This window comes from Streptomyces ficellus (genome assembly GCF_009739905.1).
GTDB lineage: Bacteria > Actinomycetota > Actinomycetes > Streptomycetales > Streptomycetaceae > Streptomyces > Streptomyces ficellus_A.
The window spans coordinates 3,806,209-3,818,679 of the sequence record NZ_CP034279.1 but is presented as its reverse complement, the minus strand read 5'-3'; the positions used below and the strand labels follow the sequence as shown (position 1 = coordinate 3,818,679).

Annotated in this window: 10 protein-coding genes and 1 tRNA gene; 5 read left to right on the top strand and 6 right to left on the bottom strand. The window is 70.3% G+C overall.

Translation table 11 applies throughout. The features are described 5' to 3' along the window. Nucleotides 1–972: 972 nt before the first annotated feature. Genes EIZ62_RS17000 through EIZ62_RS16990 form a run of 3 tightly spaced genes read right to left on the bottom strand, consistent with a single transcriptional unit; the run spans nt 973 to nt 3,012 of the window. Nucleotides 973–1,797, bottom strand: coding sequence for a cytochrome c biogenesis CcdA family protein (locus EIZ62_RS17000; protein ID WP_156693505.1), 825 nt, complete (start codon nt 1,795–1,797; stop codon nt 973–975). Further along, nucleotides 1,794–2,537 (bottom strand): DsbA family protein, encoded by a 744-nt coding sequence (locus EIZ62_RS16995; RefSeq protein ID WP_156693504.1) that lies wholly within the window; start codon nt 2,535–2,537, stop codon nt 1,794–1,796. The genes EIZ62_RS17000 and EIZ62_RS16995 overlap by 4 nt, the downstream gene beginning before the upstream one ends. 55 nt (nt 2,538–2,592) lie before the next feature. Continuing rightward, entirely contained in the window at nt 2,593–3,012 is a 420-nt protein-coding gene (locus EIZ62_RS16990) for a hypothetical protein (RefSeq protein ID WP_156693503.1), read from the bottom strand. Between the two features lie 100 nt (nt 3,013–3,112). Between EIZ62_RS16990 and hrpA the strand changes: the two genes are divergently transcribed. The 3 genes from hrpA to EIZ62_RS16975 all read left to right on the top strand — a co-directional run bounded on the left by hrpA (nt 3,113) and on the right by EIZ62_RS16975 (nt 7,582). Continuing rightward, a complete protein-coding gene (hrpA, locus tag EIZ62_RS16985; protein WP_156693502.1) occupies nt 3,113–7,075 on the top strand; it encodes an ATP-dependent RNA helicase HrpA in 3,963 nt (1,320 codons plus the stop codon). 87 nt (nt 7,076–7,162) lie between these two features. Further along, nucleotides 7,163–7,236, top strand: a tRNA-Asp gene (locus EIZ62_RS16980). A gap of 130 nt (nt 7,237–7,366) precedes the next feature. After that, the gene (locus EIZ62_RS16975; RefSeq protein WP_156693501.1) at nt 7,367–7,582 is read left to right on the top strand and encodes a DUF6274 family protein; all 216 of its coding nucleotides are present in this window, start codon (nt 7,367–7,369) and stop codon (nt 7,580–7,582) included. A 309-nt stretch (nt 7,583–7,891) separates the two neighbouring features. Here EIZ62_RS16975 and bldC read toward each other — a convergent pair whose 3' ends face one another. Both bldC and EIZ62_RS16965 read right to left on the bottom strand, forming a co-directional pair. Further along, on the bottom strand, nt 7,892–8,098 hold the full coding sequence (gene bldC, locus EIZ62_RS16970) for a developmental transcriptional regulator BldC (RefSeq protein ID WP_003949541.1): 207 nt from the start codon (nt 8,096–8,098) through the stop codon (nt 7,892–7,894). 539 nt (nt 8,099–8,637) lie between these two features. Beyond that, nucleotides 8,638–9,483 (bottom strand): DUF8083 family protein, encoded by an 846-nt coding sequence (locus EIZ62_RS16965; protein WP_156693500.1) that lies wholly within the window; start codon nt 9,481–9,483, stop codon nt 8,638–8,640. A gap of 153 nt (nt 9,484–9,636) precedes the next feature. Between EIZ62_RS16965 and EIZ62_RS16960 the strand changes: the two genes are divergently transcribed. After that, nucleotides 9,637–10,719: a Leu/Phe/Val dehydrogenase gene (locus EIZ62_RS16960; RefSeq protein ID WP_156693499.1), complete on the top strand. Its 1,083-nt coding sequence runs from the start codon at nt 9,637–9,639 to the stop codon at nt 10,717–10,719. 314 nt (nt 10,720–11,033) lie between these two features. Then, nucleotides 11,034–11,294 (top strand): DUF3073 domain-containing protein, encoded by a 261-nt coding sequence (locus EIZ62_RS16955; RefSeq protein WP_064072105.1) that lies wholly within the window; start codon nt 11,034–11,036, stop codon nt 11,292–11,294. A gap of 55 nt (nt 11,295–11,349) precedes the next feature. Here the strand turns inward: EIZ62_RS16955 and purM are convergent, their stop codons facing one another. Continuing rightward, nucleotides 11,350–12,429, bottom strand: coding sequence for a phosphoribosylformylglycinamidine cyclo-ligase (gene purM / locus EIZ62_RS16950; protein WP_156693498.1), 1,080 nt, complete (start codon nt 12,427–12,429; stop codon nt 11,350–11,352). Between the last annotated feature and the right edge of the window lie 42 nt (nt 12,430–12,471).

Here is a 12,471-nt window from a genome sequence, read left to right as displayed (position 1 = left end):
TAAAAGCCACAAAAGAGATCCTTTACCTGCATAGCGGTATCGGCAAGTGGGGAATCGGACATTATCGCTGGATGCTCAGGTGATGGGAAGACCTCAGACGAATATGCCACCCGACCGGGTGAACGGCTGGGGTGGTTAAACATGTCGCCAGGGAGACTTGAGGGGTCGCCAGGAAGTGCACGCCGCGCCGATGCGCTGCACCTGCACCCGTGCGGTGAGAGTACCCAGGGAGTTGTCCCATTCCACTAGTTCAACTCCCTGGGTCTGTTCAGCCCCTATGCAGTCGAGACCCATCGGAGCTCACATGGACGATCGTACGCCGACCGGCCCCTCGGGTCATCTCTCAGCAACTGAGCGAGCGAGATTGGTTCGTTACGACCAAATCGCGTCCCGCTTGTGCTATATGGGGGTGGCTCTCCTGTACGCCGCGGGACTGCTGGCGTCCCACGCACTCTGGCAAAAGATCACCGAGAACGACGGGTCCATGGCGACTGTGTACCTCGGTGTGGCTATGGCTCTTTTTGGAGTCGGTGAGAAGGCTCGTCGAACGGCGGTACGTTTCCGTCGAGCATGCGAAGGCACGGCCGCGGCATAGCCACCGTCCGTTCGCCCTTCATGCCGAGCTACCGCTCCTCCAAAGTCGCGTAGCCGTCGGTATGACCGTCGCTGACCGACCTCGCTAGAGCTACGGATCAGAAGTACGGGGCTTGGCTCCCCGACCTTTTGGCGTACGCCAACCCGTACGCCAACAGCAGCGCACAAACGCAACCATCACAGGCCCGAGGCGCCCTGCAAACTGCGCCTTCTACGTCGCCAGACACGGCCTGAAAAGCGGAAGGTCGCCGGTTCGACCCCGGCCCCAGCCACCACCACGAAGGCCCCGACCCCCAGGTCGGGGCCTTCGTCGTACGTCGGCACCAGAGCGCCCGGGCGGGGCCGGGAGGCGCCCCCAGCCCCCCGCCCCCGCCCCCGTCAGGTGCGCTCGCGGCCGCGCCAGCCGCGGACGCCGAGGGTGATGGCGACCACCGCGACGACCGCGACGAGCAGGGCCCAGTCCGGGACCGCGCGGCCGAGGGTGGAGGCCCATTCCTCGACCGCGTACGAGTCGTCGACCGACAGCAGGCCGGGCAGGGCGGTCGTGCCGTCGAAGGCGAGGAACAGCGCGCCGAGCGTGATGAAGAACAGGCCCGACAGCAGTGACGTGGTGTGCAGCCGGAAGCGGCCCACCTTCAGCGCGCGGCCCCGGAGCCAGCCGCGCCGCCCCAGGTCGTAGCGCTCCCAGAGCAGGGCCAGCACGAACAGCGGAACGGCCATGCCGAGGGCGTACACCGCGAGCAGCAGGCCGCCGTACGCCGGGCTGCCGCTGAGCGCCGCCACCGTCAGGACGCTGCCGAGGATGGGGCCCGCGCAGAACCCGGCCAGGCCGTAGACGAGGCCCAGGGCGTACACGGAGAGCGCCGAGACCGGGCGGATGCGGCCGCTCGCCTCGGCGATCCGGCGCGGGGCGAACCCCAGGCCCAGGATCTGCGCGACGCCCAGCGCGACGATCGTCCAGCCGCCGACCGCGACCAGCAGGTCGCGGTGGCCGTAGAAGAACCGGCCCGCCAGCGACCCGGCCGCGCCCAGCGGGACGAGGGTGGTGGCGAGCCCGGCGTAGAAGATGCCGGTACGGGCGAGCAGCCGGGCCGGGGTGTCGATGGAGTACGCGAAGAACGCCGGGAGGAGCAGGGCGCTGCACGGGCTCAGCAGGGCGAGCAGGCCCCCGAGGAACGCGGCCAGGTAGCCGATGTCGGTCACCGCCCGGCCTCCCGCTTCGCGGCGTCGATCGCGTCCGTGAACGTCTCCATGGGCTGTGCGCCCGCGATGGGCCGGCCGTTGACGAGGAACGACGGGGTGGAGGTGGCGCCGAGCGCGTACGCCTGCTCCTGGTCCTTGCCGACCGCCTGCTTCGCCGCCTCGCTGTCGAGGTCGCGGCCGAAGCGGTCGAGGTCGGCGACGCCCGCCTCGCGCGCCAGCGCCAGCACGCGGTCCTCACCGAAGCCCTGCTCCTTGGCGCCCTCGGCGTAGGCGGCCTTGTGGAACTGCCAGAACCGTCCCTGGCGTCCGGCCGCCCAGGCGGCGCGGGCCGCGCGCTCGGACTCCTCGCCGAAGATGGGGAAGTTGCGCCACTCGATCCGCAGGGTGCCCTCGCCGACGTACTTCTCGATCAGCGCGGGCTCGGTCTCGCGGGCGAACTTCCCGCAGTAGCCGCACTTGAAGTCGGCGTATTCGATCATGACGACGGGGGCGTCGGCCCGCCCCACGGCGAGGGGGTCCTTCGCGTCCCGGCGGGCGTACTTCTCCAGCTCGGGGTGGACGCCGGCCTGCGGCTCGGCGGACGCCTCGGCGACGGCGGACGGGCCGGCGGAGGGCCCGTCGGGCTTGGTGGCGGTGTACGAGACGGCGCCGAGCAGCGCGGCCGCGGCGAGGACCCCCGCGACGATGACGTACGGCTTGGACGCGGACCCGGAGGGGGACGTGGACGTGGACTTGGGCATGGTGGGACTCCTGAACGCGGGGAAACGGACCGGTGGCGCGGGTACGGCGCTCCGGCTATACGCGCAGGATCGACAGGTCCAGTGGTGAGGGCGCCGCGAGGAGCGGCGGCCCCCGCTCCGGCGTGACGTCCGGGGCGGTCCCGTCCGCGCCCCAGGCCCCGGTCGTCACACGGGTGACGTGCGGGGCGGGCAGCAGCTCGCCCGGGGTGCCCGGCCGCGGCGGCACGGCGGGCGTCAGTCCGCCCCGCTCGTCGTCCAGCGGATCGCACCCGGGCGTGCGCGCGGGCGCGATGGTGCCGGCGGCCGCCACACCGGGCGTCACGGCGACCCCGGAGCCGTACGCCGCGCCGGAGCCGTGCGCAGCACCGGAGCCGTACGCCGCGCCGGAGCCGGGTCCGCACACCAGCAGCGCGCCCACCAGCACGAGGACGGCTGCCGCGGCGCGGCACCACCGGCCGGGGCGGGCGAGGGACATCTGCGGGCGGCCTCTCGGGAGCTGGGGGCGGGGGGTCCCCCGATGGTACGGGGAAATCGGTTCGCCACTCCGTCGCCGCGGGTGAGATCCTGGACCAGGTATGTCTACTTCCTTCGCCGACCTCCAGACCCTGCTGGCCGAGGTCTCGCTGCGCGACGCGCAGCGGCTCGGCCGCCGTCTCGAAGGCGCCCGCCGCATCCGCAAGCCCGAGGCCCGGCAGGCCGTGCTGGACGAGATCGCCGCCGAGGCCGGGAAGGCCGCCGCCAGGACCGCCGAGCGCGCGGCGCGGCTGCCGGACATCACGTATCCCGAGCAGTTGCCGGTCAGCCAGAAGAAGGACGACATCCTGGAGGCGATACGCGACCACCAGGTCGTGATCGTCGCGGGTGAGACCGGGTCCGGCAAGACGACCCAGATCCCCAAGATCTGCCTGGAGCTGGGACGCGGCGTCCGCGGCATGATCGGCCATACGCAGCCGAGGCGGATCGCCGCCCGCACGGTCGCCGAGCGGGTCGCGGAGGAGTTGAGGACGCCGCTCGGGGAGGCCGTCGGCTGGAAGGTGCGGTTCACCGACCAGGTGAACCCGGAGGCGACCTTCGTCAAGCTGATGACGGACGGCATCCTGCTCGCCGAGATCCAGACCGACCGCGAGCTGCGCGCCTACGACACGATCATCATCGACGAGGCCCACGAGCGCAGCCTCAACATCGACTTCCTCCTCGGCTACCTCGCGCAGCTGCTGCCCAGGCGCCCCGACCTCAAGGTCGTGATCACCTCCGCCACCATCGACCCGGAGCGCTTCTCCCGCCACTTCGGCGACGCGCCGATCGTCGAGGTCTCGGGCCGTACGTACCCGGTCGAGGTCCGTTACCGCCCGCTCCTGGAGGAGGAGTCCGAGGAGTCCGACCGCGACCAGATCACCGCGATCTGCGACGCGGTGGACGAGCTCCAGGCCGAGGGGCCGGGTGACATCCTGGTCTTCCTCTCCGGCGAGCGGGAGATCCGCGACACGGCGGACGCGCTGGTGAAGAAGAAGCTGCGGAACACCGAGGTGCTCCCCCTCTACGCCCGTCTCTCGCACGCCGAGCAGCACCGGGTCTTCCAGGCGCACTCGGGCCGCAGGATCGTCCTCGCCACGAACGTCGCCGAGACGTCCCTGACGGTCCCCGGCATCAAGTACGTGATCGACCCGGGCACCGCCCGCATCTCCCGCTACAGCCACCGCACCAAGGTGCAGCGCCTGCCGATCGAGCCGATCAGCCAGGCCAGCGCCAACCAGCGCAAGGGCCGCTGCGGCCGTACGTCGGACGGCATCTGCATCCGGCTGTACGACGAGGACGACTTCCTCGCCCGCCCCGAGTTCACGGACGCCGAGATCCTCCGGACGAACCTGGCGTCGGTCATCCTCCAGATGACGGCGGCCGGGCTGGGCGACATCGAGAAGTTCCCCTTCATCGACCCGCCGGACCACCGCAACATCCGCGACGGCGTGCAGCTCCTCCAGGAGCTGGGCGCCATCGACCCGGCGCAGAAGGACCCGAAGAAACGCCTCACCGAGGCGGGCCGCAAGCTGGCCCAGCTGCCGGTGGACCCGCGGCTGGCCCGCATGGTCCTGGAGGCCGACAAGAACGGCTGCGTGCGCGAGGTCATGGTGATCGCGGCGGCGCTGTCGATCCAGGACCCGCGCGAGCGCCCCGCCGAGAAGCAGGCGCAGGCCGACCAGCAGCACGCCCGCTTCAAGGACGAGACGTCCGACTTCCTCACCCTCCTCAACCTGTGGCGCTATCTGCGCGAGCAGCAGAAGGAGCGCGGCTCGTCCAGCTTCCGCCGGATGTGCAAGGCGGAGTACCTCAACTTCCTGCGCATTCGCGAATGGCAGGACATCTATACGCAGCTGCGCACGGTCGCCAAGCAGATGGGGATCCACCTCAACGACGAGGACGCCCCCGACGACCGCGTCCACGTCTCGCTGCTCGCGGGCCTGCTGTCCCACATCGGGATGAAGGACGTGAAGGACTCCGGCGGGGAGGGCGGGAGGAACACCGCGAAGAACGAGTACCTGGGCGCCCGCAACGCCAAGTTCGCCGTCTTCCCGGGTTCCGCGCTGTTCAAGAAGCCGCCGCGGTTCATCATGTCGGCCGAGCTGGTGGAGACGTCCCGCCTGTGGGCCCGGGTCAACGCGAAGATCGAACCCGAGTGGATCGAGCCGCTCGCCGGGCACCTGCTGAAGCGCACGTACAGCGAGCCGCACTGGGAGAAGGACCAGGCGGCGGTGATGGCGTACGAGAAGGTCACGCTGTACGGCGTGCCGATCGTCGCCCAGCGCAAGGTCAACTACGGGCGCGTCGACCCGGAGGTCAGCCGGGAGCTTTTCATCCGCAACGCCCTGGTGGAGGGCGACTGGCGGACGCACCACAAGTTCTTCGCGGACAACCGCAAGCTGCTCACCGAGGTCGAGGAGCTGGAGCACCGGGCGCGGCGCCGCGACATCCTGGTGGACGACGAGACGCTGTTCGATTTCTACGACCGGCGGGTGCCCGAACACGTGGTGTCCGGGGCGCACTTCGACTCGTGGTGGAAGCACAAGCGGCGCGACGAGCCGGACCTGCTGGACTTCGAGCGCGAGATGCTCATCAACGAGAGGGCGGGCGCGGTCACCAAGGCCGACTACCCGGACTCGTGGCGGCAGGGCGCGCTGAAGTTCCGGGTGACGTACCAGTTCGAGCCGGGTGCGGACGCGGACGGCGTCACCGTCCACATCCCGCTCCAGGTGCTGAACCAGGTGACGGACGAGGGCTTCGACTGGCAGATCCCGGGCCTGCGGGAAGAGGTCGTCACGGAGCTGATCCGCTCCCTGCCGAAGCCGATCCGCCGCCACTACGTCCCGGCGCCGAACTTCGCGCAGCGGTTCCTGGCCGCCGCGGCGCCGTCGCCGGAGCCGCTGACGGTGACGCTCGCCCGTGAGCTCCAGCGGATGGTCGGCGTCCCGGTCGACGCGGCCGACTTCGACCTGTCCCGGATCCCCGACCACTTGAAGATCACCTTCCGGATCGTCGACGAGCGGCGCCGCAAGCTCGCCGAGGACAAGGACCTGGAGGCCCTCAAGCTCCGCCTGCGCCCCAAGGCCCGGCAGGCGCTGTCCAAGGCGGCCCAGGCCGCCACGGCGGGCCCCTCGGGCTCCGGACAGGCCCTGGAGCGGACGGGGCTGACGGACTGGACGATCGGCACCCTGACGAAGGTGTTCGAGACGCGGCGGGCGGGCCAGCCCGTCAAGGCGTACCCGGCGCTGGTGGACGCTGGCGACACCGTCTCCGTACGGCTCTTCGACACCCAGGCCGAGCAGGCGCAGGCGATGTGGCGCGGCACCCGCAAGCTGATCATGCTGAACATTCCGGTGAACCCGGCGAAGTTCGCGTCCGACAGGCTGACGAACCAGCAGAAGCTCGCCCTGTCCCGCAACCCGCACGGCTCGGTGCAGGCCCTGTTCGACGACTGCGCCACCGCCGCCGCCGACCGGCTGATCGCCGACCACGGCGGCCCGGCGTGGGACGAGGAATCGTTCCGCAAGCTGTTCGACAAGGTGCGGGCCGACCTGGTGGAGCTGACGATCCGCACGGTGGACCAGGTGCAGCAGGTCCTCGCCGCCTGGCAGGCCTGTGAGCGCCGCCTGAAGGCCACGAACAGCCTGGTGCTGGTGAACAACGTGGCGGACGTGCGCGAGCAGCTGGCGGCGCTCGTGCCGCCCGGCTTCGTGACCCGGACCGGTCTGCGCCGGCTGCCGGACCTGATGCGCTACCTGGTGGCGGTGGACCGCCGGCTCCAGCAGATGCCGACGTCCGTCCAGCGCGACACCACGCGCATGGAGAAGGTCCACGAGATGCAGGACGAGTACGCCTGGCTGCTGGAGCAGCTGCCGAAGGGCCGGCCGGTGCCGCAGGAGGTCCTGGACATCCGCTGGATGATCGAGGAGCTGCGGGTCAGCTACTTCGCCCACGCGCTGGGCACGGCGTACCCGGTCTCCGACAAGCGGATCGTGAAGGCGATCGACGCCGCGGCACCGTGATGGCGCCGTCGCCTTGGGTGAGGTCGACCGCACCCTCTGACCTGCTGTACAGTTTGATTCGCAGCCGCGCAGGCGGCCGCGAATCAAGGTCCTGTGGAGCAGTTGGTTAGCTCGCCACCCTGTCAAGGTGGAGGTCGCGGGTTCAAGTCCCGTCAGGATCGCAGCAGTAGGAACAGAAGGGCCCGTATCCCCCAGGGATGCGGGCCCTTCTGTCGTGCGCCTTGACGCGGTCATCTGCCACCGGTACCCAAGCATCAGGGAATCGGGGGCCCTTCACCGGAGGTGACGCGCATGGCGGCGGCATCCACAGCCAGGCACGAGACACGCGCACTGCTCCGCGCCCATCTGGCGGCCGCGTCCGGCTACCGCCACATCACCCGCCACTGCCCCATCTGCCACCGGCTCCTGAGACTGGCCATGGAGTACCCGGACGCGGTCGAGGAGGAGCGGGAGGGCGTCGAGCAGGCGGCCGAGGAGGAGCCGGCGGGCCCTCAGGACGACGCGTGACGGGTGTGACGCGAGTCACTAAATGAGTTTTGAAAACCCCTCAACTTACACCCGCCCTACAACGACCCGATTTAATATGTGCAATTGCACTTCTCCCGAAGTGCTGCGCCGGGCATCGCGGCGGGCCGGCACCGGGCGGCCCCGGGGGCCCGCAGAGGGGTCGCCGGGGCACAAAAAGAGATCGCGCTGGACCCGGCGGAGTCCAGCGCGATCGATGACGTGGGGCCCGTTGGGGCGGGCCTCGTCGGTGGAGCTAGGGGTGGGCGAACCGGGTTGGGGGACCCGGAAATGCCCGGTCAATCAGGGTGTTCAGGCCTCGCTGCGCTGCTGCGGGATACCCGCGAGCAGTGCGCGGACCTCTGCCTCGCGGTACCGGCGGTGTCCACCAAGGGTGCGGATGGACGTGAGCTTGCCCGCCTTTGCCCAGCGGGTCACCGTCTTCGGGTCCACGCGGAACATCGTGGCAACCTCAGCGGGGGTCAGCAGCGGCTCGGCATCAGGGGTGCGAGCGGTCATGAGCGGCCTCCTCGGGAGAACCGAACCTTCTCGGTTCTTTCCTCTAAATTCTGCACCTTGACCCGCGTTGCCCGAAATGGCGGACGCGAGCCGAGTCGGTTATAGGACGAACGGCTTGTCCTCGGCACTACAACTACACCATCTGTCCAGCCACGTTCGGCCAAACCGATGGAATTGCCCTCTCAGGTGTCCATCAGCGGCGGAAGCCGATGGACCATGCCATAGCGGACAGTCACGTCACAGTGACGATCAGTCACAGAGCGATCAGGAGCCACCAGACCCCCCATAGCGTGCAATGCTGAGCCTTCCGCCCATACTTGGACGGAAGGAGCCCTCCCCGGACTCCTTGTCCTATTTTGGCATGAGGTTGGGCGATGGGCGCAAGAGCCGGGTTAGTGCTGTCCGTCACGCTTGACACAAAGGCCCGGATCGGGACCAAGGACCCCCGGTAGGGCCGAAGGGCCCCGGAGCGAGATCATGCGGCACATCGCCCGCCGGATCCAGACCCGAGCCCCGAGGACCCGTTCAGGATCGTCGTCTCAGTTGGCGTGCTGCCGCGCGCGCACCGCGCGCCACCGCTCGGTGAGCCGCTCGTACGCCTTGGCCGCCCCCGCGCCGTCACCGGCACGCAGCGCCGCGAGACCCGCGGCCACGTCCGCCGCCGACCGGTCCCCGTCCAGGAACTCCTCCGGCAGCGCGTGCACCAGACCGCCGTAGTCCAGCTCGACCAGCGAACGCGGGTGGAACTCCTCCAGCCACCTGCCCACGTCCACCAGACCCTCGGTCAGCGGCCCCTCGTCCAGCGCCTCGCGCAGGGTCTTCAGCGCCCGCGCCACCCGTCGCCGCGCCTGCACCATCGGCGTCCGGTAGCGCAGGACCGGCGCCTTCCCGGGACCGCCGGGCGCCACGTACTCCCGGTCCTCGTCCGCGAAGAGGGCGAACCACCGCACCGGCACCTGCCACAGCTCCGTACGGATCCACGGCCGGGCGTCCGGGTTCCGCTCCCGCCACCGCTCGTAGTCCGCCTCCGCCTGGCCCCGCACCACCGGTGGCACCGCCGCGTCCAGCACCGTCGGCGGCAGCGTGCCCGCCAGCTCCTCCAGGGCCAGCCACCCGCGCAGCCGGGTGCGCCACGGGCACACGCAGACCACGCCGTCCACCTCCAGCACGAAGGCGTCGGCGCTCTCCTGGACGGGCACCGCGACCGGCGGGGTGGCCAGCAGGTCCGCCAGCGAGCGGCGCAGCTCGTCCTGGGCGGTCGGCGAGGTGCCGCGGCGGGCGTAGCGCGCCCAATGGCCGCGTTCCGGCTCGGGAAAGGCCGCCAGCGGCTCGTACACGCGCAGGTAGGACGCGTACGGGACGAGGACCGAGGAGACGGCTGGCATGTCACGAATCCTTCCACGCCCGTACTCCGCGAGGGGGTGATCCGCGGCACTGGCTCTCATCTACGCGCAGGTAGGACTTACCCTCTTGCCGTCAAGGTCCTCCCCACCCGCAGGAGGGCCTCCTCCGCCGCTTCGTACTTGGGAGTCACCACCGTGACCGATGTGACCGACGGCGTCCTGCACACCCTGTTCCGATCGGAGCAGGGGGGCCACGAACAAGTCGTGCTGTGCCAGGACCGCGCCTCCGGCCTGAAGGCCGTCATCGCCCTCCACTCGACCGCCCTGGGCCCGGCCCTCGGCGGTACCCGCTTCTACCCGTACGCCTCCGAGGAAGACGCCGTCGCCGACGCGCTGAACCTGTCCCGGGGGATGTCGTACAAGAACGCCCTGGCCGGGCTGGAGCACGGCGGCGGCAAGGCCGTGATCATCGGCGACCCGGAGCTGATCAAGACGGAGCAGCTGCTGCTGGCGTACGGCCGGTTCGTGGCCTCGCTCGGCGGCCGGTACGTGACGGCCTGCGACGTCGGCACCTACGTGGCCGACATGGACGTCGTCGCCAGGGAGAACCGCTGGACCACCGGCCGCTCCCCCGAGAACGGCGGCGCCGGCGACTCCTCCGTCCTCACCGCGTACGGCGTCTTCCAGGGCATGCGGGCCTCCGCGCAGCACGCCTGGGGCGACCCGACGCTGCACGGCCGCAGGGTCGGCGTCGCGGGCGTCGGCAAGGTGGGCCACTACCTGGTCGAGCACCTGCTCCAGGACGGCGCCGAGGTCGTCATCACGGACGTGCGCGAGGAGTCGGTGCGCCGGATCACCGACAAGTTCCCGCAGGTCACGGTGGTGGCCGACACCGACGCGCTGATCAGCACCGAGGGTCTGGACGTCTACGCCCCGTGCGCGCTCGGCGGCGCGCTGAACGACGAGTCCGTGGCGGCGCTGACGGCGAAGGTGGTGTGCGGCGCGGCCAACAACCAGCTCGCGCACCCGGGCATCGAGAAGGACATCGCGGACCGCGGGATCCTCTACGCGCCCGACTACGTGGTCAACGCCGGTGGCGTGATCCAGGTGGCCGACGAGCTCCACGGGTTCGACTTCGACCGGTGCAAGGCGAAGGCCTCGAAGATCTTCGACACCACGCTGGCAATATTCGCACGTGCGAAGGAAGACGGGATTCCGCCGGCCGCCGCCGCCGACCGGATCGCCGAGCAGCGCATGGCGGAGGCGCGTCTCGGGTAGCCGCCCGGTGAGCCGTGGTTGACAGCCTCGACCCGTCGGCCGCGTGAGCCGTTCCGCCCTCAGCGAGACATGGCTCACGCCGGTCGGCGGGTCGACCGGCGAGAAGAGGTTAAAATCGCAGCTGACCAGCGAGGACGGGGCTCCTCGTCGGTCCTGCTCCGGGGCGCGTGATGCGGGCGGCGTACCGTATGGCCGCGGAAGCAGGTACCGTTGAAGCCCTACGGGCCGGTCTCTCCGCGGAGAGTCCGTTCCGACTCATGAACGCGTGTCAAGACTCTGGGGCCGTCGAGCCCCGTCACCGAGGGGGTCGAGCCATGGGGCGCGGCCGGGCCAAGGCCAAGCAGACGAAGGTCGCCCGCCAGCTGAAGTACAACAGCGGCGGGACTGACCTGTCGCGTCTGGCCAGCGAGCTGGGCGCTTCCACTCCGCAACCGCTCTCGCAGCCGCCGAATGGCGAGCCGTTCGAGGACGAGGACGAGGAAGACGACCCGTACGCCCGCTACGCGGAGCTGTACAACGATGACGACGACGAGGACGAGGAGTCCGGTCCGTCGTCACAGCGTCGCGGTGCTTGACGCCTGAACTCACCCAACCCGGTCCGGGGCCTCCCCGGACCGGGTTCTGTGCTGCTCAGACCGCGTAGTCCCCGGTCAGGGTCGCTCCGGTGGTGTGCTCACCACGCTCGGTGATCTCACCGGCGACCCAGGCGTCGAGACCCCGGTCGGCCAGCGTGGTCAGGGCGACGTCGGCCGAGTCGGCGGGGACGACGGCGATCATGCCGACGCCCATGTTCAGGGTCTTCTCCAGCTCCAGCCGCTCCACCTGACCGGCCTTGCCGACCAGGTCGAACACCGCGCCGGGGGACCAGGTCGACCGGTCGACCGTGGCGTGCAGCCCGTCCGGGATCACCCGGGCGAGGTTCGCGGCCAGGCCGCCACCGGTGACGTGGCTGAAGGCGTGCACGTTGGTCGTCCGCATGAGCGCCAGGCAGTCCAGCGAGTAGATCCTGGTGGGCTCCAGCAGCTCCTCGCCGAGCGTCCGGCCGAACTCCTCGACCTGCTGGTCGAGACGCATGCCGGCCCGGTCGAACAGCACGTGGCGCACCAGCGAGTACCCGTTGGAGTGAAGGCCGGAGGCCGCCATGGCGATGACCGCGTCACCCGTACGGATGCGATCGGCGCCGAGGAGCCGGTCGGCCTCCACCACGCCCGTACCGGCGCCGGCGACGTCGAAGTCGTCCGGGCCGAGCAGGCCGGGGTGCTCGGCGGTCTCGCCGCCGACCAGGGAGCAGCCGGCCAGGACGCAGCCCTCGGCGATGCCCTTGACGATGGCGGCGACCCGCTCCGGGTGGACCTTGCCGACGCAGATGTAGTCGGTCATGAACAGCGGTTCGGCGCCGCAGACGACGATGTCGTCCATGACCATGGCGACCAGGTCGTGGCCGATGGTGTCGTAGACGCCCATCTGGCGGGCGATGTCGACCTTCGTGCCGACACCGTCGGTGGCGGAGGCGAGCAGCGGGCGCTCGAAGCGCTTCAGGGCGGAGGCGTCGAAGAGGCCGGCGAATCCGCCGAGGCCGCCGAGGCCGGCGACCTCGGGGCGCTGGGTCTTCTTCACCCACTGCTTCATCAGCTCGACGGCGCGGTCGCCCGCTTCGATGTCGACGCCCGCGGCTGCGTAGCTGGCACCGGTGGTCTCAGTCTCAGACATGACTGTGAGAACTTTCGTGTCGTACTGCAGGGATTGCGGGTG

What these genes read in the sequence shown, in the direction of transcription:
- EIZ62_RS16990 (WP_156693503.1), bottom strand. Translation starts at nt 3,012, where the DNA reads ATGTCCCTCGCCCGCCCCGGCCGGTGGTGCCGCGCCGCGGCAGCCGTC.
- EIZ62_RS16975 (WP_156693501.1), top strand. Translation starts at nt 7,367, where the DNA reads ATGGCGGCGGCATCCACAGCCAGGCACGAGACACGCGCACTGCTCCGC.
- bldC (WP_003949541.1), bottom strand. Translation starts at nt 8,098, where the DNA reads ATGACCGCTCGCACCCCTGATGCCGAGCCGCTGCTGACCCCCGCTGAG.
- purM (WP_156693498.1), bottom strand. Translation starts at nt 12,429, where the DNA reads ATGTCTGAGACTGAGACCACCGGTGCCAGCTACGCAGCCGCGGGCGTC.
- EIZ62_RS16965 (WP_156693500.1), bottom strand. Translation starts at nt 9,483, where the DNA reads ATGCCAGCCGTCTCCTCGGTCCTCGTCCCGTACGCGTCCTACCTGCGC.
- EIZ62_RS16995 (WP_156693504.1), bottom strand. Translation starts at nt 2,537, where the DNA reads ATGCCCAAGTCCACGTCCACGTCCCCCTCCGGGTCCGCGTCCAAGCCG.
- EIZ62_RS16955 (WP_064072105.1), top strand. Translation starts at nt 11,034, where the DNA reads ATGGGGCGCGGCCGGGCCAAGGCCAAGCAGACGAAGGTCGCCCGCCAG.
- hrpA (WP_156693502.1), top strand. Translation starts at nt 3,113, where the DNA reads ATGTCTACTTCCTTCGCCGACCTCCAGACCCTGCTGGCCGAGGTCTCG.